Source organism: Kitasatospora sp. NPDC048540, from assembly GCF_040651175.1.
GTDB lineage: Bacteria > Actinomycetota > Actinomycetes > Streptomycetales > Streptomycetaceae > Kitasatospora.
Genome location: NZ_JBEZIR010000095.1, coordinates 1 through 23,016, shown reverse-complemented (window position 1 = coordinate 23,016; position 23,016 = coordinate 1). Strand labels below are relative to the sequence as shown.

Here is a 23,016-nt window from a genome sequence, read left to right as displayed (position 1 = left end):
GGAGAGCGCGTGGACCAGGCACCGGCCAACTGGACCGTGACCGAGCAGCGGCTCTGGCAGGCCTTCCGGCAGGGCAGCGTGCACGATCTGCGGGTCGGCGACGACACCGTCGACGACGCCGCCGGACCCGCCGTCTGGGGGCCGGAACGCACCGTCCGCTCGGAGGTGATCGCCCGGCTGCTGCTGGCCGGACCGGCCCCCGCGCCCGGGCGGGTCGCCTCGCTCAAGCTCAGCGGCGCACTGATCACCGGGCCGCTGGTGCTCGCCGGGGCCGACATCGGCCACTACATCGAGCTGCACCACTGCCGGTTCGAACGGAAGGTGCTGATCTCCGAGGCACGGGCCGGCACCGTCCGGATGATCAACTGCCTGATACCCCGGCTCGAGGCGTCCCGGCTGGCCACCGAGGGCGACCTGCACCTGGCCCGCTGCCACCTCCCGCAGGGCATCCGGCTCACCGACGCCAAGATCGGCACCGATCTGCTGCTCAACCAGGCCGTCATCGGGTCCGACCGGCACGGCCGCGCGGTCTCCGCCGAGGGCCTCACGGTCAGCCAGGACCTGGAGGCCGACCGGCTCACCTCGCACGGCGAGGTCAGCCTGCGCTCGGCGCGGATCGGCGGCCGGCTCTCGCTGCGCGGCGCCCAGCTGCACGCCGCCGCCGACGACCGCAACTGCCTCAACCTGGCCCACATCACCGTCGGCCACACCCTCTACCTCGGCGGCTCCCTCGACGGCGGCTGGGCCGACTCCCGCACCATCTACGGCGACGGCTACGGCGCCCCGATCCCGCCCGGCACCCCCAGCACCCCGCTGCGGGCCCACGGCGGCGTCCGGCTGGTCGACGGCCGGTTCGAGAACGCCTGCCTGATCACCAACGCCGAGTTCCACCTCTCCCCGCTGCAGGAACTCTCGTTGCGCCGGATCCAGACCCCCGAGCTGCGGATCACCTGCCCCACCCCGCCCGGCGGCAAGGTCTCGCTCTCCCGCGCCCGGGTCGGCAACCTGGTCGACACCCCGCAGAGCTGGCCGCGCAACGGCCTGGTCGGCCTGACCGGCTTCACCTACGAGTCGCTCCGCCCCGACCGGCCGTTCACCGTCCAGGAACGGATCGCCTGGCTGGAGGGCGCGCTCGCCGAGTACCGGCCGGAGCCGTACGAGCAGCTGGCCGCCGCGCTGCGGCGGGACGGCCGGGACGAGGACGCCCGCGAGGTGCAGTACGCCAAGCAGCGCCGCCGCCGGGCCGCCCTGCCGCTGCCGGGACGGCTCTGGGGCCTGCTGCAGGACTTCACCGTCGGCTACGGCTACCGGCCCGGGCGGGCCGCGCTGTGGCTGGTCATGGCCTGGGGCCTGGGCACCGGGTACTTCGCCGAGCACCCGCCGCCGCCGCTGAAGGCCGACGAGGTCCCCGCCTGGAACGCGCCGCTGTACGCGCTCAGCAAGGTGATCCCGGTGGTCGACCTCGGGCAGAGCGGCTGGAACCCCGACCAGCACGGGCAGTGGGTGGCCGCCGCCCTGGTGATCACCGGGTGGGTCCTCGCCACCACCGTCGTGACCGCCGCGACCCGCCTGCTCCAGCGCGGCTGACCGCCGCCCGGCGCAGGAGTGGCGGAAGCAGAGGGTGGCCGGGCGGCGACGGACGGCCACGGACGGCCGACTCGGGCGGCCCGTCGCACAAACGGCGGGGCGGGACCGGCGGCGCGGCAACTACGCTGTGCGCCGTGACTGAACGGCTGCCGCTCTTCCCGCTCAACACGGTCCTCTATCCGGGACTGGTGCTGCCCCTGCACGTCTTCGAGGACCGCTACCGCCGACTCGTCGCCGACCTCCAGGAGCAGCCCGAGGACCGGCCGCGCCGCTTCGGCATCGTCGCGATCCGGGACGGCCGCGAGGTGGCCCCGGTCCGCGAGAGCGACGAACCCGCCGGACCGCTCGACGGCCTGGGCACCGTCACCGGGGACCCGCTGGAGGCGATCCACGACACCGGCTGCGTCGCCGACATCAGTTCGCTGCGCGAGCAGCCCGGCGGCCGGTACGAGCTGCTGGTCACCGGCACCACCCGGTTCCGGCTGACGTCGGTCGACGCGAGCGGTCCGTACCTGACCGCCGAGACCGAACCCCTCGCCGAGCAGCCCGGCGAAGGCGCCGGTGCGCTCGCGGCCGGCGTGGTGCGGGCCTTCCGCGCCTACCAGAAGCGGCTGGCCGGCGCCCGCGAGGCCAGTCTGGCCGGCGAGCAGGACCTGCCGGGCGACCCGCAGGTGCTCTCGTACCTGGTCGCGGCGGCCGCCGTCCTGCCCGCGCAGGTCAAGCAGCTGCTGCTGGCCTGCCCCGACACCGCGGGCCGGCTCTCGCTGGAGCTGGAGCTGCTGCGCCGCGAGACCGCGCTGCTCACCCAGCTGCCCTCGCTGCCCGCGGTCGACCTGACCCGGCAGGCGTTCAGTCCCAACTGAGGGTCCGGCCGAGGGACCGGCCGACGGTCCGGCCGCACCCGCGTCCCTGGAGGGGAGAACAGAACCGATGGCGAAGAAGGCGAAGAAGGGCGGCCAGGGCACACCCGCGACGGTGGCCCTGGACGCCGCCCGGGTGGCGTTCACCGTGCACGCGTACGAGCACGACCCGGCCGCGGAGACCTACGGCGGCGAGGCCGCCGAGGCGCTGGGGGTCCCGGCCGGGCGGGTGTTCAAGACCCTGGTGGCCGAGGTCGACGGGGCACTGACCGTGGGCGTCGTACCGGTCTCCGGCAAGCTCGACCTCAAGGCGCTGGCCGCCGCCGTCGGCGGCAAGCGGGCGGCGATGGCCGACCCCATTGCGGCCGAGCGCAGCAGCGGGTACGTGCTCGGGGGCATCTCGCCGCTCGGGCAGCGCCGGGCGCTGCCGACCGTGCTGGACGCGAGCGCGCTCGACCACCCGACCGTCTTCGTCTCGGCCGGCCGCCGCGGTCTGGAGGTCGAACTGGCACCGGCCGACCTGATCACCCTCACCTCGGCCCGGACCGCCGTGATCGGCCGCTGAACTCGCCGGACCCGGCGGGCTCGACGCTCTCGCGCGCGGCGGTGGGAGCGGTGGCAGCAGCACCGCAGGCAACGGCCACCCGGGCACCGCACCGGCGAGGCACCCCCAGGAGCGTCGCGCACCCGCCGGGCCGTCACAGCCGCACGGTCACTGCCAGGCCCTCACCGCTCCGTCCGTCACTGCTCCGGCGGGCGGGCCTGGTCCTGGTACGGCGGTGCGGGCGGCTGCGGGGCACTGCCGTACGGCAGCGCGGGCGGCGGGCCGGGCGTCGCACCGGGGGCGCCCGGGAGGGTCCACTGCGGACCGGTCGCCCAGTACGGCAGCGGTTCCTGCTCGCGCTTGCCGAACGCGGCCGACAGGGCCAGCAGCAGCACCATCGCCGTCATCGGCCAGACCAGCAGCGCGCCGTGCGCGCCGAGCTCCAGCGGGGCGCTGAAGGTGCCGCCGTCACCGACCTGCCGGGCGTGCGCCTGGAGGTCGGCGGTCGGGCCGAGCGCCGCACCGAGCTTCCAGGCCGCCACCGAACCGGCCAGCCCGCCGACGGCGAGGCCGACCGCGACCGCGATCCCGCCACCGCGACCGCGGGTCAGCAGGAACGCCGCCACCGTGCTCAGCACGCCGGCACCGAGCGCCAGCAGCGCGAAGACGCCGTCCGCGGCGGCCCGCTGCTCGCCCTCGGGGTCCATGTACAGGATCTGGTTCCCGCTGACCTGGAACATCACCCGGGGCGCCAGCCAGTACCAGAGCAGGCCGAGCAGCACGCCCAGCACCGCCCCGGCCACGGCGGTCACGGCGCCGATCCGCAGCTCGGGCAGCAGCACGGGCCGGCTCTCGCCCCGGTGCCCGCCGGGCCCGGCCGGTCCGGTCGGCGCGTCGGGGTGGGGCTGCGGCGGGGCGTACGGGTTCCCGGCGGAGCCCGGCCCGCTTCCTGCACCCGCGGGTGTGTTCGGTACGGTCACCCGTCCATCGTTTCACGACCGGGCGGCCGGGCTCAGGTCAGCCCGTCAGCGAGTGGCCCGTCGGTACGCCCAGGTGGCCAGCGTCAGCGAGACCAGGCCGACCGCGGCGCACACCGACAGGTCCCCGGCGACGGCCGCCCAGTCGGGCCGGCCGCTGAACGTCCGGGCGAACGCCTCCACCCCGTACGTGGACGGCAGCAGGTCGCGCAGCCACTGGACGGCCGCCGGCATCCGGGCGGCCGGCAGCACGCCGAGCAGCAGCGCGGCGGACATCCCGAGCTGGCCGAGCAGGGTGGCGATCTCCTGCTTGGGCGCCAGCAGCCCGCAGGCCGCGCCGAGCCCGGCCAGCGCCGCCCCGGCCAGCGGCACCACGGCCAGCAGCACCCACAGGTTGGCCACCGGCAGCCCGAACAGCCAGGCGCCGAACCCGGCCGTCACCAGCGTCCCGGGCAGCGTGAACGAGGCGAACGCGCCCGCCGCCCCGAGCACCACGGCGGCCGGGGGCACCGGCAGCGTCGCATAGTGGTCGAGGCCGCCGGTGGCACGCAGCCGTCCGAAGTACTGGGCGAGCAGGTTGAGCGCCACGAAGGCCACCACCAGCACGGCGGAGCCGGCCACCACCGAGCGGGCCGCCGGGTTGTCGCCCGGGTCGACCACGCCGCGCATCATCACCAGGATCCCGACGGACTGGAAGGTCGCCACGAACAGCAGCGGGATCCGGGCCACCCGGGCCCGGGCCAGCTGCGCCTGGTAGACGGCGGCCAGTGCGGGCAGCAGCCGCGCGGCCGGTGCCAGCGGGGCCGGGCCGGCCGCGGCCGGGGTGGCGGCGGGTGCGGGGGCGTCGAGCAGGGTCACCCGGTCACACTCCAGGTACGCGCGTCGGTGGGGTCCTCGGTCCGGGCGGCCGCTGCGGTGGCGCTCATCTGGCCAGCCCCCCGCTCCGGCCGCCGAGCCTCAGGTAGGCGTCCTCCAGGCTGGGGGTGGCCAGGGTGAAGTCGTCCAGGGCGGCGAAGGCGGGGCCGGTGGTGACGGCCGCGACCAGTTCCCGGGCGTGTTCGGGGGTGGTGCGCACGGTCCAGCGGCGCCCGGTGCGTTCGGCGCGCTCGGCCAGCCGGGCGACGGCGGGGACGTCCAGCGGGGCGTCGGTGCGCCACACCAGGTCCAGCCGGACGTCACCGTCGACCAAGGCCTTCAGCCCGCCGGGCGTGTCGCAGGCGATCACCCGGCCGGCGTCGACCACGGCGACCCGGTCCAGTACGGTCTCCGCCTCGATCACGTTGTGCGTCACCAGCAGCACCGTGGTGCCGCGCTCGGCGCGGCGGCGGTCGACGGCCGACCAGACCGCGCGCCGGGCCACCGGGTCCATGCCGGTGGTGGGCTCGTCCAGGACCAGCAGCGGCCGCTCCCCCACCAGCGCGGCGGCGAAGCAGGCCAGCCGGCGCTGGCCGCCGGACAGCTTGGCCAGCGGACGGCCGGCGATCGGCTCCAGCCCGAGTTCGGTGAGCACGTCTGCGGAGTCGGCGCGGGCCTGCGCGCGGGTCAGGCCGCGCAGCCGTCCGGTGGTCTCGGCGGCCAGCGCGACGGTCAGCTCGTCCAGCGCCGTGGACTCCTGGCCCAGGTAGGCGAGCAGCCGGGCGGCCCGTTCGGGGTGGCGGACGATGTCGTGGCCGAGGATGTCGATGCTGCCGCCGTCCGGGCGCAGCAGGCCGGTGAGCTGGCGGACCAGGGTGGACTTGCCCGCGCCGTTCGGGCCGAGCAGGCCGAAGATCTCACCGCGGTGGACCGTCAGGTCGACGCCGTCGTTGGCCAGGATCCGGGTGGCGCCGCCGTCGGCCGCGCCCGCCGGGGCGGCGCTCCTGCGCGGCCCGGGGCGACGGCCGCCGGGGTAGCTCTTCACCAGGCCGCGCACCGTGCAGCAGGGCCCCGCCGAGTCCCGGCCGGGCCCGGCCGGATCGGCGTGCGGCGAGGCCTGGGGTGCCTGCCGGTCGGTGTCGCTCACGGTCGAAGACTCTACGCGCTGGCGGTGCGGATCCGGACAACGGGGTCAATCCGTCCGCCGGGCGTGGCCCTCAGTCCCCGGCGCCCCGGCCGTCGTGCGCGGCGGCGCCCGCGGCGGTCTGCCGGGGGCCCTCGCCGACAGCCTCCCTGGCCTGCGGGACGGCCGCCTCCCCCGGCTGCCCGTGCGGCTGCTCCTGCGGGACCCGGGCGGCGAACTCCTTCCAGAACCCGGCCCGGATCGCGTACCGGTCGTGCTCGTCGATCTGGTCGTCCTTGTGCGCGAGCAGGCCGAACCGGGCGGCGTAGCGCAGCAGCTCGCCGTCCAGCCGGTGCGGGATCCGCGGGTAGTCGCGCCAGAGCACGCCGAGCCGGTCGCGGGTGCCCTGCCGGTCGACGGCGCCCAGCCGGTCGGCCGCGCACAGGCGGTCGCACCAGCGGCGGGCGAAGACCTGCCCGACCTCGTGGGCGTCGCCGCCGATGCTGGTGATGTCCTCCTCGCGGTCGGCCCAGCGCTGCTCGGCGCTGGTCAGCTGGGCGAGCGTGGGCAGGCCGTCGGCGGCGGTGGTGGCGACCGCCTCGGCGGCCGGGCGGTCCACCCAGCCACGGTCGGACGACCAGCGCAGCACCGGGCCGCCGAGCGTGGCGGCGGCCGCGGGGGCGGTGGCCCGGACCGCGAGGTCCTTAGGGGTCGGGATCATGCGCAGCGCGGCGGCGGCCGGGCGGGTCCGGGTGGCGGCCGCGGGGGCGGCGGCCGGTTCGGCGCCGACCGCCATGATCTCGGAGATCTCCGCGATCTCGGGCGCGGGGGTAGGGGCGGGGAACGGCGACTGGAAGAGCGGCTGCTCCTTCAGCCGGGCCCAGCGCTCGATCCACTCCCGGTCCAGCACCCGGCGCTCGTCGGCCTCGCCGACCAGGTCCTCGGACTGGTTGAAGTCACCGTCAGCGGCCTGCAACGCCCACAGGTGGACGGCGACCCCGTGCTCCTTGGCCGACATCACGCCGGGCAGCAGGTCGCCGTCGCCGGTGACCAGGACCACGTCGGCGCAGGCGTGGTTGCGGGCCAGTTCGGACAGTTCCGCGTGCATCGCGGCGTCCACGCCCTTCTGCACCCACCGCCCCTCGGCCCGGGTGAGCGCCCCGAGCCGTACGGTGACCCGGGGCAGCACGCGCAGCCTGCGGTGTTCGGGCAGCGGGCGGCGTTCGGGGGCCGCGTCGAACCAGTAGATCCGCAGCAGCGGCAGTCCCGTCTCCGCCTCGGCGCGTTCGCGCAGTGCCGAGATCAGCACGGTGTGGTCCACCGCCACCCGGGAGCGTCCGGGCTCTCCGGCGAGCAGGCTGGCGGCGGCTCCCAACAGGTAGCCGGCATCGACCAGAACGACACAACGGTCCACAGCTCCGCACCTCTTCTCGGGTCGGCCGGGCGGCGTGGGGGGCCGACCCTGGCGGTCCGTGCGGCTATTGGGCCTTCCTTTACCCCGGGTACGCCGGGCGAACCACCCGAATCCACCGGGCGGCGCAGCACCCCTGGTGAGGACGCGGAACCCGGTCGCCCCGGAGCACGGCCCCGATGTGCGATCCCGTCCGGCGCCGGCGGGCAGTGCCTCGGCGATTCGATCCCGCAGGAGTCGTCAACCCTGCGGCACACAGGCCGGCCAGACATGTCATCAGCTCTTGGCCGGACCGTCGGGGGCGGCAGGTCGGCGTCGGCTCGGCCGGCCTGCGAGTGGCGACGGGACGGATACGGCCGCGGTCGCGGCTGCCGCCGCTGCGACGCTGGTGGGGGTGCAGTACGTGCCGTCGCTCTCCCATCGCGAGCCCGTGTACGACCCGACGGGGCGGTGGGTGTCGGGGGTCGAGGTGCTGGAGATCCTGCCCGACGGCCGGCTCGGTGAGGTGAGTGTCGGGGACACCATCTGCCGGGGCGGCCTCACCACCGAGGACGCTCCTCCCACCCACCGGGGCAGTTGGCGGAAGTCGAGCGAGGAGCACGCCGGTATCGGGGGGAGGTCTCGTTCGAGCGGTTCTACGCCGATGGGCACACCTGCGTCGCGTACCTGGATCGCGGCGACGACGGCGAACCCCACCGCCACCCGGCCGACCCACCCGTCGTTCCGGCGGGCGCCCGCCGGCTGAGCCCCAGGACGCCGATCGGCCCGACCCCGGGCGGGGGTCGGGCCGACGGTGTGACGGGAAGACAGCCTGGGTCTGAGGCTCAGCCGTTCAGCTCGGCCGCCACCAGCTCCGCGATCTGGACGGCGTTGAGGGCCGCGCCCTTGCGAAGGTTGTCGTTGGAGAGGAACAGCGACAGGCCGTGCTCGACCGTCTCGTCGGCGCGGATGCGGCCGACGTAGGTGGGGTCCTGGCCGGCAGCCTGGAGCGGGGTGGGGATGTCGGAGAGCTCCACGCCCGGGGCGCCGGCCAGCAGCTCGACCGCGCGGGCCGGGCTGATCGGGCGCTCGAAGCGGGCGTTGACCTGGAGCGAGTGGCCGGTGAAGACCGGGACGCGGACGCAGGTGCCGGCGACCTTGAGCTCCGGGATGCCGAGGATCTTGCGGCTCTCGTGGCGGAGCTTCTGCTCCTCGTCGGTCTCGTTGGAGCCGTCCTCGACGACCGAGCCGGCCAGCGGGATCACGTTGAAGGCGATCGGCCGCTTGTAGACGCCGGGCTCCGGGTACTCGACGGCCGCGCCGTCGTGGGTGAGGGCGGCCGCGCCGTCGACCACCTTGCGGGCCTGGTCGTGCAGTTCGGAGACGCCGGCCAGGCCGCTGCCGCTGACCGCCTGGTAGGTGGCGACGACGAGGGCGGCCAGTCCGGCCTCCTCGTGCAGCGGGCGCAGCACCGGCATGGCGGCCATGGTGGTGCAGTTGGGGTTGGCGATGATGCCCTTGGGCCGCTCGGCGATGGCGTCCGGGTTGACCTCGGCGACCACCAGCGGGACCTCGGGGTCGCGACGCCAGGCGGAGGAGTTGTCGATCACCACGGCGCCGGCCGCGGCGACCTTCGGCGCGAGCGCCTTGGAGGTGGAGCCGCCGGCCGAGAAGATCACGATGTCCAGGCCGCTGTAGTCGGCCGTGGCCGCGTCCTCGATGGTGATCTCGGTGTCGCCCCACGGCAGCGTGCGCCCGGCCGAACGGGCCGAGGCGAACAGCCGCAGCTGCTCCACCGGGAACTCGCGCTCCGCCAGAATGCTGCGGACCACTCCGCCGACCTGGCCGGTCGCCCCTACGATGCCGATCCTCATCCGACTGCTCCTCCGGTTTCGTGCTCGATCAGCTTGCGCTTGATCAGGTTGCGCTTGATCACTGCCGCACCCTGCCCATCATGCCTTGTCACCGCCGCCCGGCGGCGAGTCGTCCTACAGTGTGGGCTGCACGCGCTCAAGAGCGGCCAGCGCGGCGAGCGCCGCCTCGACCGACTCCTTGGCCGCCGGCAGCAGCGGCAGCCGGACGTCCGCGGTCGGGATGCGGCCCTGGGCGTGCAGCACGCCCTTGACCACGGTGGGGTTGGGCTCGGTGAACGCGGCCGCGGACAGCCCCGCCAGCCGGTGCCCGAGCTCGCGCGCCTCGTCCACCCGGCCGGCCCGCCAGGCCGCCGCCAGTGCGACGAACCGGTCGGTCGCCAGGTGCGCGGAGGCGAGGATGCCGCCGGTCGCGCCGAGTGCCATCAGCGGGGAGATCAGCAGGTCGTCCCCGGAGAGGACGGCGAAGCCGGGCGGCAGGTCGGCGAAGAGTCCGACGATGTCGCCGTCGACCGCGCCGGCCGCCAGCTTCATGCCCGCGACCCCCGGCAGCTCGCCGATCCGGCGCAGGGTGGCGGCGCCGAGCGCCTGCCCGGTGCGGTACGGGATGTGGTAGACGACCAGCGGGACGGGGCTGTCCGCGGCGAGCCGGGTGAAGTGGGCGAGCACCCCGGCCTCACCCGGGCGGACGAAGGCGGGGACGGTGACCAGCGCCGCGTCGGCGACGCCGGCCAGCTCGGCGAGCGCCTGCGCATCGCCCGCCCCGGCGGTGAACACCATGCCGCGCGCCCGGCAGACCGCGCCGACGGTGCGGATCACGGCCGCGCGCTCCTCGGCGCTGAGGGCGGCGGGTTCGCCGGTGGTGCCGAGCGCGACCAGACCGGCCGCGCCCGCGTCCAGCGCGTCGACGGCCAGGGCTTCGAGGGCGTCGTACGCGACCGAGCCATCGGCCGCGAACGGGGTGATCAGAGGGACGTGGACGCCGTGGAGTTCCGTGTGGAGAGGTTCCATGCCGACGAGCCTGCCCCGCTCCGATCATGCAGGTCCAGTTCACGTTCCCGATGCTTCTCGTAAGCTGAGCCGATGCTCGATCTCCGCCGCCTGCGGCTGCTGCGCGAACTGGCCCACCGCGGCACCATCGCCGCCGTCGCCGAGGCCCTCTCGTTCAGCCCTTCGGCCGTGTCCCAGCAGCTGTCGGTGCTGGAACGGGAGGCCGGGGTGCCGCTGCTGGAGCGGACCGGCCGACGGGTGGCGCTCACCCCCGCCGGGCTGAAGCTGGTACGGCACACCGAGGCCGTCCTGGAACGGCTGGAACAGGCCACCGCCGAGCTGGCCGGCGCCCGGCAGGGCCTGGCCGGGCCGCTGCGGATCGGTACCTTCCCGTCCGCCGCGCGCTCGATCGTGCCGGGGGCGCTGGCCGTGCTGATGAGCCGCCACCCGGCACTGGAGCCGATGGTCAGCGAGGTGGACCCGGCCCGGGTCGCCGCCCAGCTGCGGGCGGGCGAGCTGGACGTGGCGCTGGTGCACGAGTACGACCTGGTGCCGGCCGAGGCGGAACCCGGGCTGACCGTCACCGGGGCGATCTTCACCGAGCCGATGTACCTGGCGGCGCCCTCCCCCGGCACCGTCGCGGACTTCCGGCACTCGCCGTGGATCGTCTCGCCACCGGGCACGCTCTGCCACACCATGGCGGTCCGGGCCTGCCAGGCGGCCGGGTTCACCCCGCAGATCCGGCACCAGGTGGACGACTTCACCACCGCGCTGGCGCTGGTCGGCGTGGGGCAGGGCGTCGCGCTGGTCCCGCAGCTGGGCACGCTGGCGCCGGAGGTGAGGGCGCCGGGCGGCCCGGTGGCGCTGACCCGGCTGCCGATGTACCGCCGCACCCGGGTGGCGTTCCGGGCCGGCGCGGGCGCCCACCCGGCGGTCGCGGCGTTCACCACCGCGCTGCGCTCGGCGCTGCCGCCCGGACTGGCCGGATACGGTGCCCCTACGTAGCCGGACCCGCGCCCGGCGCGGCTACCTAGCCCCCTACGTAGTGCTTGTCGGGGCGAACCGCCGCCCGGTGTACTCGCCTCGGGGGCGTCCCGCCCAGCGGCGGGTACGCGGTCCGAGGGGACGGCCGGCGGGCCGCGGAGTGTCCACCTGACGGGACATGCCGGGCTCGCCGGCCGCCGCGGGCGGTCGACGGTGACCGCCCCGACACCGGCGCTCTCGCCGGACAGGAGGTCTCTGTGCTCAGCGGCTCCCGGCGCTCCTGCGCCGCCTATCTCAGATGCGTGCCGTACGACGCCTGGGAGATGCCGGTGCACCGGCACACCATGGAGAAGTGGGCCCGGGAGCTCGGGCTGGCCGATCCGGTCTGGTTCATCGACAACGGCGAGTCCTCCACCGGCCCCAAGCCGCGGCTGCTGGAGCTGCTGACCGCCGTGGAGCGCAACACCTTCGACATCGTGCTGGTGCCGGGCCCGTTCGTCTTCCACCTCGACGACGCCCGCGCGGCCAGGGTCTGCCACCGGCTGTCCGTGCTGGGCGCCTCGGTGCTGCAGCTCCCGTACGACCGCACCGGGCGCCCCGGGCCCGGCGGCGTCGCGGCGTTCGCCGCCGCGGTCCCCTCGGTGCCGGGACCGCGCGCCCACTACGGTGGGACGCGTTAGGTCCGCCACCGCACCACCGGACCACCGCACCACCGCACCTTCACCCCAGCCAGGCCGCGCGTCCGGGGAGACCCGAGTGGAGACAGCCAGACGCCCGGGGGCCCGCCTCGCCGTGGCCCCGGGCCCCGAGGGGCCGATGACCGGCCGCGACGAGGAACTCGCCGCGATCCTGGCCGCCCTGCGCACGCTGCCCGCCGTGGTGCGGGTCACCGCCCCCGCCGGGCTCGGCAAGACCCTGCTGCTCGGGCAGGCCGCCGGCGCCCTGCGCGCGGACGGGCTGCGCATCCTGGAGACCCGCTGCCCGCCACTGGCCAGGCCGTTCCCGTTCGGCGCGGTGGCGGAGCTGCTGCGCACGGTCGGTCCCGACCTGCCCGCCGCCCCGGACCCGGTGACCGGCGCCCTGGCCGAACTGCTGCCCGAGGCGGCGCAGTTCCTGCCCCCACCACCCCCGCCGGCCAGCGATCCCGACCTGGCCAGGCACCGGGTGTTCCGGGCTGTCCGGGCGGTGCTCGCGGCGCTCGGCCCGACCGTGCTGGTGGTCGACGGGCTGCAGTGGGCCGACCCCGACAGCCTCGAACTGCTGCGCGCGCTGACCCTGGACCCGGTGCCGGCGGCCGGCCTGCTGCTGGCCGGGCGCCCGTCCGAGGTCCGGGCCGCCGCCGCCCCGCACCGGCCCCCGGGCGTCGGCGGCGCCGAACTGCGGCTGACGCCGCTGGACGAGGAGCAGACCGCCCGGCTGACCGCGCGACGCCTCGGCGCCCCGGCACCGTCCGTCGCCGCCGAGCTGCACCGCTGGACCGGCGGAGCGCCCCACCTGCTGGTCCAGGTCCTCGACCGGCTGGCGCCGGCGCCCGAGCGGCTGGACGCCGCGGCCGTCGACGAGGCGCTGCGCCGGACCGCCGCCGCCCTCGTCCAGCCGGTGGAGACCGGGTCGGCCGCCGTGGACGCCCTGGTCAGGGCCTGCGCGGTGGTCGGCCGGCCGGCCGAACAGGAGCTGCTGGCGACCGTCGCCGGGCTGCCCCCGGAGACCGCCGGGGCCGCCCTGCTGGAGGCGCTGGGCACCGGCCGGCTCACCGAGCCCGCCGACTGCCGGTACGGCCTGCCGTACCCGCTGCTGCAGCAGGCCGTCCACCACGCCGTCCCCGGGCCCGAACGCCGCCGTGCCCACCTCGCCGCCGCCCACGCGCTGCTCGCCGCCGAACCGGTGTCCTCCGCCGAACTCGCCCGGCACCTACGGGCCGCCGGCGACCTGGTCGGCTGGCGCGAGGAGGCCGAGGCCGCGGTCGACCACGCCGTCGCCGCCGGGGACAGCGCCGCCGCCACCGAACTGCTGCACCAGCTGCTGGCCGAACCCTCGCTGCCGCCCGAGCACCGCTCCCGCGCCGCGCTGACCCTGGCCCGGGTCTGCGTCAACACTCTCGACCACCAGCAGGTCCTGGCGGTGTTGCGGCGGATCGTCACCACCGCCGACCTGGCGGTGGTGACCCGCGGCGAGGTCCGCCTCACGCTCGGCCTGCTGCTGCTCAACCAGGAGGGCGACACCGAGGCGGCCTTCCGCGAACTGGAATGCTGCGTCGGCGAGTTGCGCGAACGCCCGGACCTGGCGGCCCGCGCCATGGGCGCCCTGGCCGCCCCCATCCTGGCGATCCACGCCACCCAGCAGGCGCACTGGCTGGACCGCGCCGAACGGGCCGCCCGGCTCAGCGGCGACCCGGTCGCCCGCACCGGCGTCCTGGCCAGCCGGGTCACCTGGCTGGCCTGCGTCGGCGACCCCACCGCCTGGCAACTGCTCGCCGAACTCCCCCGCAACACCCCCGACCAGGCCGAACTGCGCCAGACCGCAAGGGCGTTGTGCAACGCCGCGAGCGGCGCGGTCGGCTGGGGCCTGAACGAGCAGGCCCGCCGCTACCTCGACGAGGGCCTCGACCTGGCCGAGGCCACCGGCATGGACTTCATGCAGGGCGTCGGCCGGGCCATGACCCTGCTACTGGACTGGCACACCGCCCGCCTCGACGGCCTGGAGGCACGCGCCCGCGCCCTGCACGCCGAGATCTCCGAGATGCCCGCGCTGCGCACCGACGTCCTGCTGGTGCTCGCCCATCTGCACGCGCTGCACGGCGAGTTCGACGAGGCCTCGGCCTCCCTGGAACCACTGCTCACCGGCGGCCACGGCCCCGACCCGATGCCGTTCTTCGACGCGCACGCGCTCTCCACCCGGCTCGCCCTCGCCGACGGCAACGCCGCGCAGGCCTGGCGCGCGCTGACCCCCGTCCTCGAGCTGTACCGGACCAAGGCGGTCTGGGCCTGGGGCTGCGAACTGGTCCCCGAGGCCGTGCTGGCGGCGCTGGCGGCCGGCGCCGACGGTGAGGCCCGGCGGCTCGCCGAGGAGTTCGCCCGGCACTGCGCCGAGCACCCGGCCCCCGCCGTCGCCGCCGGCGTCGAACTCGCCCTCGGACACCTCGCGGTGGACCACGACCCGGCCGCCGCCGCCGACCACTACCAGCGCGCGGCCGCCGTCCACGGCCGGATCGGCCGCCGCTACGCCCGCGCCCGGGCCACCGAACTCGCCGCGCTGGCCCGGCTGGCGGCCGGCCAGCGCCCGGCCACCCCGGGCCTGGTGGAGGCCGCCGAGGAGTACGAGCGCCTGGGTGCGGTGGCCGACAGCTCGCGCTGCGCGATGGTGCTGCGCGAGCAGGGCATCGGCGACCCGCGGGCGCACACCCGGCGCGGCTACGGCGAGGAACTGACGCCCCGCGAACTGGAGGTGGCCCGGCTGCTGGCCTCCGGGCGCACCAACCGGGAGATCGCCCAGGTGCTGTTCCTGTCCCCGCGCACGGTCGAGCAGCACGTGGCGAAGGTGCTGCGCAAACTCCGGGTGCCCACCCGCCGCGAGGTGCGCACCGCGCTCGGGCCGCGCCCCTGAGGCCGCACCCGCCCACCCGCGGTGGCAGGATCTCGACGACGGTCGGCGCGGCTGCCACTGGCCCGGGCCGGGCCGACCGGCGACGCTGGCGGGACCATGCAGAACGACACCGGCTTCGAACTCGCCCAGATCAACGTCTCCCGGCTGCTCGCCCCGCTCGACAGCGACCTGCTCTCCGGCTTCACCGCCGCCCTCGACGAGGTCAACGCCGCCGCCGAGGCCGCCGACGGCTTCCGCTGGCGGCTCCAGGACCACACCGGCGACGCCACCGCGATCCGGGTCTTCGACGACGACTGGCTGATCGTCAACATGTCGGTCTGGCGCGACCCGCAGTCACTGTCCGCGTACGTCTACGGGCCGGTGCACCGCGCGGTGCTGGGCCGCCGCCGCCAGTGGTTCGCCGCACCGGTCGAGGCGATGACCGCGCTGTGGTGGGTGCCCGCGGGCCACCGTCCGACGCCCGCCGAGGCCGAGCGGCGGCTGACCGGACTGCGGGCGGCCGGACCGACGCCCGAGGTCTTCACACTCCGTCACACTTTTCCCGCCCCCGCACCGGCCGGGCGCTGACACCGCACCACTAGCCTGTCCCCCATGACCCAGTGGACAGAGCAGCAGGACGACGCCCCCGGCCGGTACGGCCCCGACGCCACCGTGGAGGTGGAGGCCTACCAGGTCGGCAAGGTGCGCACCGAGTACGCGCCGGACCACGACGGCGACCCCGACCCGGGCGAGATCGTCTGGACCTGGGTGCCGTACGAGGAGCGCGACGGGCGCGGCAAGGACCGCCCGGTGCTGGTGGTGGCGCGGGAGGCCGGCGGCTCGCTGCTGGCGGTGATGCTCTCCAGCAAGGGCCACGCGCACGACGCCGACTGGGTGCCGATCGGTGCCGGCCCGTGGGACAAGTCCGGCCGGGACTCCTGGGTGGCGCTGGACCGGGTGATGCGGGTGCACGACGGCGGCATGCGCCGCGAGGCCTGCGCGCTCGACCGGGCCCGGTTCAACCTGGTGGTGGACAACCTCAAGCGCCGCTACCGCTGGAGCTGACCGCCCGGCACGGCCGACGGCCCCGGCGGGGATGATCCCGCCGGGGCCGTCGCCGTCACGGGTCAGCCGGTGGCCGAGGCCGCCAGGCAGCTCGGTCCGAGCAGCTGCTTGAGGTCGCCGAACAGCGCCGGGTCGCTCTTCACCCGGTGCCGGTCCAGGCGCAGCACGGTGGTCTTGCCGCGGCCCTCGAGGCGCAGCCGGACCTCGGTGGTGCCCCGGTGGTGGGTGAGCACCTCGCCGAGCCGGGCGACCAGCGGCGGGGTGATCCGGCCGCTCGGGATGGAGATGACGATCGGCGCGTCGGCGTGCGCGTTGGACAGGTCGGGGACCGACAGCTCCATGCCCATCAGCCGGGGCACGTCCTCCCGCTTGTCGAGCTTGCCGCGGACGAACACCACGGAGTCCTCGACCAGTTGGGAGGAGACCAGCTGGTAGCTGGCGGGGAAGAACATGCAGTCGATCGAGCCCGCGAGGTCCTCGACGGTGGCGATGGCCCAGGCGTTGCCCTGCTTGGTCATCTTGCGCTGGAGGCCCGAGATGATGCCGCCGATGGTGACGATGGCGCCGTCGGGGCGCTCGGCGAGGTCGGCGACCGCGCAGTCGGCCTTGTCGGAGAGCACGTGCTCGATGCCGTGCAGCGGGTGCGAGGAGACGTACAGGCCGAGCATCTCGCGCTCCTGGGTGAGCAGGAAGCCCTTCTCCCACTCCTCCTCGGAGAAGACCACGTCGAGGCCGAAGCTCGGCTCGTCGGAGACCGCGTCGCCACCGAACAGGTCGAACTGGCCCTCGGCCTCCTTGCGCTTGACCCCGACCACGTTGTCGATCATCGGCTCGAACTGCGCGGTCAGGCCCTTGCGGGTGTGCCCGAGCGAGTCGAACGCACCCGCCTTGATCAGGGATTCGACGGTCCGCTTGTTGCAGACCACCGACTCGACCTTGTCCAGGAAGTCGGGGAAGGAGGCGTACTTCCCCTTGGCCTTGCGGGTGCGGATCATCGAGTCGACGACCGGGCCGCCGACGTTGCGGATCGCGGTGAGGCCGAACCGGACCAGCTCGTTGCCGTGCGGGGTGAAGTCGGCGTCCGACTCGTTCACGTCCGGCGGCAGGACCTGGATGCCCATCTTGCGGCACTCGTTGAGGTAGACCGCGGACTTGTCCTTGTCGTCCTTGACCGAGGTGAGCAGGCCGGACATGTACTCGGCCGGGTAGTTGGCCTTGAGGTAGGCGGTCCAGTAGGAGACCAGTCCGTAGCCGGCGGTGTGGGCCTTGTTGAAGGCGTAGCCGGAGAAGGGGACCAGGACGTCCCACACCGCCTGGATGGCGGCGTCGGAGTAGCCGTGCTCGCGGCAGCCCTTCCGGAAGGGGACGAACTCCGCCTCCAGGATCTCCTTCTTCTTCTTGCCCATCGCGCGGCGCAGCAGGTCGGCCTGGCCGAGCGAGTAGCCGGCCAGGATCTGCGCGGCCTTCTGGACCTGCTCCTGGTAGACGATCAGGCCGTAGGTCGGCTTGAGGATCTCCTCCAGGGGCTTCTCCAGCTCCGGGTGGATCGGGGTGATCTCCTGCTGGCCGTTCTTGCGCAGCGCGTAGTTGGTGTGCGAGTTGACGCCCATCGGGCCCGGTCGGTACAGCGCCAGGACGGCGGAGATGTCCTCGAAGTTGTCGGGCTTCATCAGGCGCAGCAGCGAGCGCATCGGGCCGCCGTCGAGCTGGAAGACGCCGAGCGTGTCGCCGCGGGCGAGCAGTTCGTAGGTGGGCTTGTCGTCGAGCGGCAGGTCGAGCAGCTCGATCTTGATGCCCTTGTTCTTCTCGATCGCCTTGACGGCGTCGTCCATGATCGTGAGGTTGCGCAGTCCGAGGAAGTCCATCTTGAGAAGGCCGAGGCCCTCGCAGGTGGGGTAGTCGAACTGGGTGATGGTGACGCCGTCGGTGTGCCGGGTCCAGACCGGGATGTGGTCGGTCAGCGGTTCGGCGGACATGATGACGCCGGCCGCGTGCACACCGGGCTGGCGGATCAGGCCCTCGATGCCGCGGGCGGTGTCGATCACCTTGCGGACGTCGGGGTCGCTCTCGTACAGCCCGCGGATCTCGCCGGCCTCGCCGTAGCGGGGGTGCGAGGAGTCGGTGATGCCGGAGAGCGGGATGCCCTTGCCCATCACGTCCGGCGGCATCGCCTTGGTGATCCGGTCGCCCATCGCGTACGGGTAGCCGAGGACCCGGGAGGAGTCCTTGATGGCGGCCTTCGCCTTGATGGTGCCGTACGTGACGATCATGGCGACCTTGTCGGAGCCCCACTTCTCCGTCACGTAGCGGATCACGTCGCCGCGCCGGCGCTCGTCGAAGTCGATGTCGACGTCGGGCATGGAGATGCGCTCGGGGTTGAGGAATCGCTCGAAGATCAGGCCGTGCGGGATCGGGTCGAGGTCGGTGATGCCCATCGCGTACGCGACCAGCGAGCCGGCCGCGGAGCCTCGGCCGGGGCCGACCGCGATGCCCTGGCTCTTGGCCCACATGATGAAGTCGGCGACCACCAGGAAGTACGCCGGGAACCCCATCTGGATGATGGTGTCCATCTCGTACTCGGCGAGCTTCTTGTGCTCCTCGTCGTAGCCGCCCGGGAAGCGCCAGTCCATCCCCTCCCAGACCTTGGCCTTGAAGAAGTCCGACTCGGACTCGTAGCCCTCGGGGATCGGGAAGCGCGGCATCAGGTTCTTGAACTCGAACATGCCGGCCGTGTCGACCCGCTCGGCGACCAGCAGCTGGCTGTTGCGGCAGCCCTCCTGCCAGGCGTCGGAGGTGTCCAGGCCGTACATCTCGGCGGCGGACTTGATGTAGTAGCCGGTGCCGTCGAAGCGGAAGCGGTCCGGGTCGGAGAGGTTCTTGCCGGTCTGCACGCACAGCAGCAGGTCGTGGGCGCCGGCGTCGGACTCGGTGGTGTAGTGCGAGTCGTTGGTGACCACCGGCGGGATGTTCAGCTTCTTGCTGATCTCGATCAGGCCGTCGCGGACCCGGGTCTCGATGTCGAGGCCGTGGTCCATCAGCTCCAGGAAGTAGTTCTCCCTGCCGAAGATGTCCTGGTACTCGCCGGCCGAGCGGACCGCCTCGTCGAACTGGCCGAGCCGCAGCCGGGTCTGCACCTCGCCGGAGGGGCAGCCGGTGGTGGCCATCAGGCCGGCCGCGTGCTCGGCGATGATCTCCTTGTCCATCCGGGGCCACTTCACCAGCCAGCCCTCCGCGTAGGAGCGGGAGGTCAGCTTGAAGAGGTTGTGCAGGCCCTCCTTGTTGCGGGCCCAGATGGTCTTGTGGGTGTAGGCGCCGGACGCCGAGACGTCGTCCTTCTTCTGGTGCGGCTGGCCCCACAGGATGCGCTTGGTGTTGGACCGGGACTCCGGCGCGACGTACGCCTCGATGCCGATCACCGGGGTGATGCCGGCGGCGGTGGCCTGCTTGTGGAACTCGGCGGCGCCGTACATGTTGCCGTGGTCGGTCATCGCGACGTGGGTCTGGCCCAGCCGTTCGACCTCCTTGAACAGCTGCTTCAGCCGGGCGGCGCCGTCCAGCATCGAGTACTCGGTGTGGACGTGCAGGTGCGCGTACGGCTGGTCGCTCAAGGCGGGGCCTCCGGGGTCTGCGGATGATGTTCTGGCTGGTCACGGCAGGTGCGCGGAAAAACTTCAGGCCCGGCCGCATCGCGGCTCGGGCCAGGTCTCACGCGTTCACCCGACCTACTCTAGCCTCCGGGGCCCACGTTCCCGGAACCATCCGGGCAGCCGTTTCGTCGGTCCGGGGGTAACCCCTTCCGCACCACCTTCAGCACCATCGGAGGCCCTGTCGCCATGCCCGAGCACCTCAACGCCGCCGACCGCGAGCCGGACCGCGCCGAGGCCATCCTCGCCGTCTTCGAGACCGCGTTCGGCGAGCTGCTGGCCCAGGACCCCGCGGCCTTCCGGGTGAAGTTCCGGAAGATGGCGGCCTCCGCCTTCGCCTTCTACCGCGGCACGGCGGGCCTGTTCTACGCGGACCTCACCGGCGGGCCGTTCGCCGGCCACGGCGGGCGCTACCTGGACGAGCGGACCAGCCGGGTGTGGATCCACGGCGACCTGCACGCGGAGAACTTCGGCAGCTACCTGAACGCCGAGGGCCGGCTGGTCTTCAACGTCAACGACTTCGACGAGGCCTACGTCGGCGCCTTCACCTGGGACGTCCAGCGGCTGGCCGCCAGCCTCGCGCTGATCGGGTACGCCAAGGCGCTGTCCGACGCGACCATCACCGAGCTGGTCCGGGCCTTCGCCACCGCCTACCGCGGCCAGATCTCCGCCCTGGTGCACGGCCCCGGCGAGGGCGACGCCTACACCCTGGACACCGCCACCGGGCCGGTCCTGGACACCCTGCGGCGGGCCCGCCTGCAGACCCGGGTCGAGCTGCTGGACCACGAGACCGTGGTCGACGGCTACGACCGGCGCTTCCGCAAGGGCAACGGCGCGATCGAGCTGGACGAGCAGGTCGAGGCCGAGGTGCTGACCGCGTTCGCCGGGTACCTGGAGACCCTGCCGCCGGCCTCCCGCGCCCGGCCGGACGCGCTGCGGGTCAAGGACGTGGTGGGCCGCCGGGGCATCGGGATCGGCAGCGCCGGGCTGCCCTCGTACAACCTGCTGCTGGAGGGGCACACCGACGCCCTGGAGAACGACGTGATCATCTACATGAAGCAGGGCCAGAGCCCGGCGGTCGCCCGGCACGTCACCGACCCGCAGATCCGCGGCTACTTCGAGCACGAGGGCCACCGCACGGTGATCTCCCAGCGCGCCCTGCAGGCGCACAGCGACCCCTGGCTCGGGTACACCACCCTGCACGGCCGGGGCCAGCTGGTCGCCGAGGTCTCGCCGTACGCGTCCGACCTGGACTGGACCGACCTCAACGAGCCGGCCGACCTGCTCGCGGTGGTCGACTACCTGGGCCGGGCGACGGCCACCATGCACGCCGCCGCGGACGAGTCCTCCAGCGGGCACGGCCTGGTGCCGTTCTCCACCGAGCACGCCATCGACGCGGCGATCTCCAAGGACGAGAAGGGCTTCACCGACCTGCTGGTGGAGTTCGCCCACGCCTACGGCGACCGGGCCCGCAGCGACCACCAGATCTTCGTGGACCTGTTCCGCAACGGGCGGATCCCGGGGCTCTGAGGCCCGCGGCCGTCGGGCGGGCGCTGACTCCTTCGGGTGGCTCGGGCGCCGGGGGATACCGCCCCCGGCGCCCGCACGCTACTGTCGGCGCCGACGACTCACAGGGGGGCCGCATGTCCTACGCCACGCCGTACCCGCCCGCAGGCCCGCCGTACGGTGCGCCCCGGCCGCAGCCGCCGGGCGGCCGGGACGGCAGCCTGATCGCGCTGGCGCTGCTGCTGCTGGTCCAGCTGGCCATCGAGGTCGGTGTGCTGGTCTGGGACTTCGGCCAGGCCGGGCCCGACTACCTGGGGACGGCGCTGGGCTTCTCCTTCGACGCCTACGTGCAGGCCCCGGTGGGCTTCTTCGGCTACGACACGGCGCTGTGCGTGGCCCTGGTGGTGCTGGCCGTCGGCGCCTTCAGCGGCGGCCGCTGGACCAGGCCGGCCGCCGTCTCCCTGCTCGGCGTCAACGCCTACGCGGCCGGCGCGCAGCTGATCAACCAGGGCGGCGACGGCTTCGCCGAGCCGGTCAGCCACCTGGTGCTCAACCTCACGGTGGTGGCCTCCCTCCTGCTCGCCCTCGCGGTGGCGGTGCTGGTGGGCGTAACCCAGCGGCGCTCTCCCGAACGGCCGGCGGTGCAGCACGCGCCGTACCCCGGTGCCCAGCCGTACCAGGTGCCCCAGCCGTACCAGCACCCGCAGGCGCCGCAGCCACCTCAGGTGCCGCAGGGGTACCTCCCGTACCCCGGGCAGCCGCCCGTGCCCGCCGACGCCCCGCCCGCCGCTCCCGCCGCTCCCGCCGCTCCCCCGGCGCCGCCCACCGCACCGCCGGGCGTCCAGTAGCGGTCAGCGGCCGCGCAGCTCGCGGCGGATCACCAGCCGCAGGCCGGAGTAGGTCGCGTCCACGGCGCACACCTTGTTGTCGACCAGCCCGGTCGGCAGCGCCACCTCGCGCAGCACGTCCTCGGTCAGGTCGGTCGCCACCCGGGAGGCCTTCTTCGGCCAGGCCACCCAGAGGCCGGCGGCGGGCCGCATGGCGGCCCGGAACTCCGCCAGCCGGCCGGTCAGCCCGGCCCGGTCGGCGGGAAACCAGAGCGCCACGTCGAACGGCGCGGCGGGGTCCGGCGCGGGCCGGGTCCGCACCCCCGGCGGCAGCCCGGGGATCAGGAAGCCGTCCGGTGCGCCCACGAGCACCAGCGCCGCGTCCGGCCCGATGCCGAGCTTGCGGGCCAGCGGCGTCCCCGAGTACCCGGCCACCGGGTGTCAGCCGTCCAGTTCGGCGAGGAAGGCCTCGGCCACCTGCCAGGTCCGCTCCGCGGCCTCGGCGTCGTAGTCGGCCAGCTCCGGGTCGGTGTACAGGTGCCCGGCGCCCCGGTAGCGGTGGACCTCCACGTCGGCGCCGGCCCGGGTCATCAGCAGGTACCAGGTGTTCAGCCAGTCCTCGGTCTCGAACGGGTCGGGCTCCGCGACGTGCAGCTGCACCGGGATCTCCGTCGCCGCGTCCTCCCGCAGGTCCGAGGTGCCGTGCAGGAGCAGCAGCGCGCGGGCCCGCTCGTCGGCGAGGGCCAGGTTCTGCGCAAGCGACCCGCCGAGCGAGAACCCGGCGTACACCAGGCCCGGCTCCCCTTCCTTGATCAGCGGGGCGGCGGCGGTCACCGCCCGGCGCAGCAGCTCGTCACTGCCGAGCTCCTCCTTGTGGGCCATGCCCGCCTCGACGTCCTCGAAGGTCCTGCCGTCGAACAGGTCGGGGGTGTGCACCTCGTGCCCGGCCGCGCGCAGCCGCTCGGCGGCGGCGTGCACGGCGGGGCGCAGTCCGTGGACGGAGTGCAGCAGGAGGATGGTGGCCACGGGTCTGCTCCTTGGCGGCGGGCGGGGCGGGGTTTCCGCCCTCCATGATCCCCCATCGGCCGGCCCGGGGCGGTCCGCAGGTCCGCAGGTCCGCAGGTCCGCAGGTCCGCAGGTCCGCAGGTCCGCAGGTCCGCAGGTCCGCCCTCCCGCCCCGGCGCCTTGTGCGCGGTGACCACCACGCAGAC

Annotated in this window: 20 protein-coding genes; 11 read left to right on the top strand and 9 right to left on the bottom strand. The window is 74.5% G+C overall.

Annotated features, from left to right (window positions below; genetic code table 11):
* Window positions 1–9 precede the first annotated feature (9 nt).
* The 3 genes from AB0D08_RS29320 to ybaK all read left to right on the top strand — a co-directional run bounded on the left by AB0D08_RS29320 (window position 10) and on the right by ybaK (window position 3,012).
* Complete coding sequence (locus AB0D08_RS29320; protein ID WP_033824731.1) at window positions 10–1,587, top strand: hypothetical protein; 1,578 nt, start codon at window positions 10–12, stop codon at window positions 1,585–1,587.
* A 134-nt stretch (window positions 1,588–1,721) separates the two neighbouring features.
* A complete protein-coding gene (locus tag AB0D08_RS29315) occupies window positions 1,722–2,450 on the top strand; it encodes an LON peptidase substrate-binding domain-containing protein (RefSeq protein WP_033824730.1) in 729 nt (242 codons plus the stop codon).
* 67 nt (window positions 2,451–2,517) lie between these two features.
* Window positions 2,518–3,012, top strand: coding sequence for a Cys-tRNA(Pro) deacylase (ybaK, locus tag AB0D08_RS29310; protein WP_033824729.1), 495 nt, complete (start codon window positions 2,518–2,520; stop codon window positions 3,010–3,012).
* 176 nt (window positions 3,013–3,188) lie between these two features.
* Here the strand turns inward: ybaK and AB0D08_RS29305 are convergent, their stop codons facing one another.
* The 4 genes from AB0D08_RS29305 to AB0D08_RS29290 all read right to left on the bottom strand — a co-directional run bounded on the left by AB0D08_RS29305 (window position 3,189) and on the right by AB0D08_RS29290 (window position 7,360).
* On the bottom strand, window positions 3,189–3,971 hold the full coding sequence (locus AB0D08_RS29305) for a hypothetical protein (RefSeq protein WP_063794516.1): 783 nt from the start codon (window positions 3,969–3,971) through the stop codon (window positions 3,189–3,191).
* A gap of 45 nt (window positions 3,972–4,016) precedes the next feature.
* Entirely contained in the window at window positions 4,017–4,826 is an 810-nt protein-coding gene (locus AB0D08_RS29300; RefSeq protein ID WP_051814063.1) for an ABC transporter permease, read from the bottom strand.
* Between the two features lie 64 nt (window positions 4,827–4,890).
* Window positions 4,891–5,880 (bottom strand): ABC transporter ATP-binding protein, encoded by a 990-nt coding sequence (locus AB0D08_RS29295; protein ID WP_033824742.1) that lies wholly within the window; start codon window positions 5,878–5,880, stop codon window positions 4,891–4,893.
* A 160-nt stretch (window positions 5,881–6,040) separates the two neighbouring features.
* Window positions 6,041–7,360 (bottom strand): NYN domain-containing protein, encoded by a 1,320-nt coding sequence (locus tag AB0D08_RS29290; protein ID WP_359893054.1) that lies wholly within the window; start codon window positions 7,358–7,360, stop codon window positions 6,041–6,043.
* Between the two features lie 391 nt (window positions 7,361–7,751).
* On the opposite strand from AB0D08_RS29290, the gene AB0D08_RS29285 reads away from it, so the two are divergent.
* The gene (locus tag AB0D08_RS29285) at window positions 7,752–8,102 is read left to right on the top strand and encodes a hypothetical protein (RefSeq protein WP_359893052.1); all 351 of its coding nucleotides are present in this window, start codon (window positions 7,752–7,754) and stop codon (window positions 8,100–8,102) included.
* 79 nt (window positions 8,103–8,181) lie between these two features.
* Here AB0D08_RS29285 and AB0D08_RS29280 read toward each other — a convergent pair whose 3' ends face one another.
* Window positions 8,182–9,210: an aspartate-semialdehyde dehydrogenase gene (locus AB0D08_RS29280; RefSeq protein WP_359893050.1), complete on the bottom strand. Its 1,029-nt coding sequence runs from the start codon at window positions 9,208–9,210 to the stop codon at window positions 8,182–8,184.
* Window positions 9,211–9,324: 114 nt separating this feature from the next.
* Complete coding sequence (locus AB0D08_RS29275) at window positions 9,325–10,218, bottom strand: dihydrodipicolinate synthase family protein (RefSeq protein WP_033824725.1); 894 nt, start codon at window positions 10,216–10,218, stop codon at window positions 9,325–9,327.
* 72 nt (window positions 10,219–10,290) lie between these two features.
* Between AB0D08_RS29275 and AB0D08_RS29270 the strand changes: the two genes are divergently transcribed.
* From AB0D08_RS29270 to AB0D08_RS29250, 5 genes are all read left to right on the top strand, one after another.
* On the top strand, window positions 10,291–11,202 hold the full coding sequence (locus AB0D08_RS29270; protein ID WP_359893048.1) for a LysR substrate-binding domain-containing protein: 912 nt from the start codon (window positions 10,291–10,293) through the stop codon (window positions 11,200–11,202).
* A gap of 236 nt (window positions 11,203–11,438) precedes the next feature.
* The gene (locus AB0D08_RS29265) at window positions 11,439–11,861 is read left to right on the top strand and encodes a hypothetical protein (RefSeq protein WP_033824723.1); all 423 of its coding nucleotides are present in this window, start codon (window positions 11,439–11,441) and stop codon (window positions 11,859–11,861) included.
* Between the two features lie 76 nt (window positions 11,862–11,937).
* Window positions 11,938–14,784 carry an AAA family ATPase gene (locus AB0D08_RS29260; RefSeq protein WP_359893045.1) on the top strand — a complete coding sequence of 949 codons (2,847 nt, stop codon included), beginning with the start codon at window positions 11,938–11,940 and terminating at the stop codon, window positions 14,782–14,784.
* Window positions 14,785–14,880: 96 nt separating this feature from the next.
* Window positions 14,881–15,351: a DUF3291 domain-containing protein gene (locus AB0D08_RS29255; RefSeq protein WP_359893042.1), complete on the top strand. Its 471-nt coding sequence runs from the start codon at window positions 14,881–14,883 to the stop codon at window positions 15,349–15,351.
* A gap of 24 nt (window positions 15,352–15,375) precedes the next feature.
* Window positions 15,376–15,828 (top strand): type II toxin-antitoxin system PemK/MazF family toxin, encoded by a 453-nt coding sequence (locus AB0D08_RS29250; protein WP_033824720.1) that lies wholly within the window; start codon window positions 15,376–15,378, stop codon window positions 15,826–15,828.
* 62 nt (window positions 15,829–15,890) lie between these two features.
* On the opposite strand, the gene dnaE is transcribed toward AB0D08_RS29250, so the two are convergent.
* Window positions 15,891–19,436, bottom strand: a complete 3,546-nt coding sequence (gene dnaE, locus AB0D08_RS29245) for a DNA polymerase III subunit alpha (protein WP_359893039.1) — start codon at window positions 19,434–19,436, stop codon at window positions 15,891–15,893.
* A gap of 225 nt (window positions 19,437–19,661) precedes the next feature.
* On the opposite strand from dnaE, the gene AB0D08_RS29240 reads away from it, so the two are divergent.
* Both AB0D08_RS29240 and AB0D08_RS29235 read left to right on the top strand, forming a co-directional pair.
* Window positions 19,662–21,002 (top strand): DUF2252 domain-containing protein, encoded by a 1,341-nt coding sequence (locus AB0D08_RS29240; RefSeq protein ID WP_359893037.1) that lies wholly within the window; start codon window positions 19,662–19,664, stop codon window positions 21,000–21,002.
* A gap of 113 nt (window positions 21,003–21,115) precedes the next feature.
* Complete coding sequence (locus tag AB0D08_RS29235) at window positions 21,116–21,826, top strand: hypothetical protein (protein ID WP_359893034.1); 711 nt, start codon at window positions 21,116–21,118, stop codon at window positions 21,824–21,826.
* Window positions 21,827–21,829: 3 nt separating this feature from the next.
* On the opposite strand, the gene AB0D08_RS29230 is transcribed toward AB0D08_RS29235, so the two are convergent.
* The gene (locus tag AB0D08_RS29230) at window positions 21,830–22,240 is read right to left on the bottom strand and encodes a DUF3052 family protein (protein ID WP_033824716.1); all 411 of its coding nucleotides are present in this window, start codon (window positions 22,238–22,240) and stop codon (window positions 21,830–21,832) included.
* Between the two features lie 6 nt (window positions 22,241–22,246).
* Window positions 22,247–22,831, bottom strand: coding sequence for a dienelactone hydrolase family protein (locus AB0D08_RS29225; RefSeq protein ID WP_033824715.1), 585 nt, complete (start codon window positions 22,829–22,831; stop codon window positions 22,247–22,249).
* Between the last annotated feature and the right edge of the window lie 185 nt (window positions 22,832–23,016).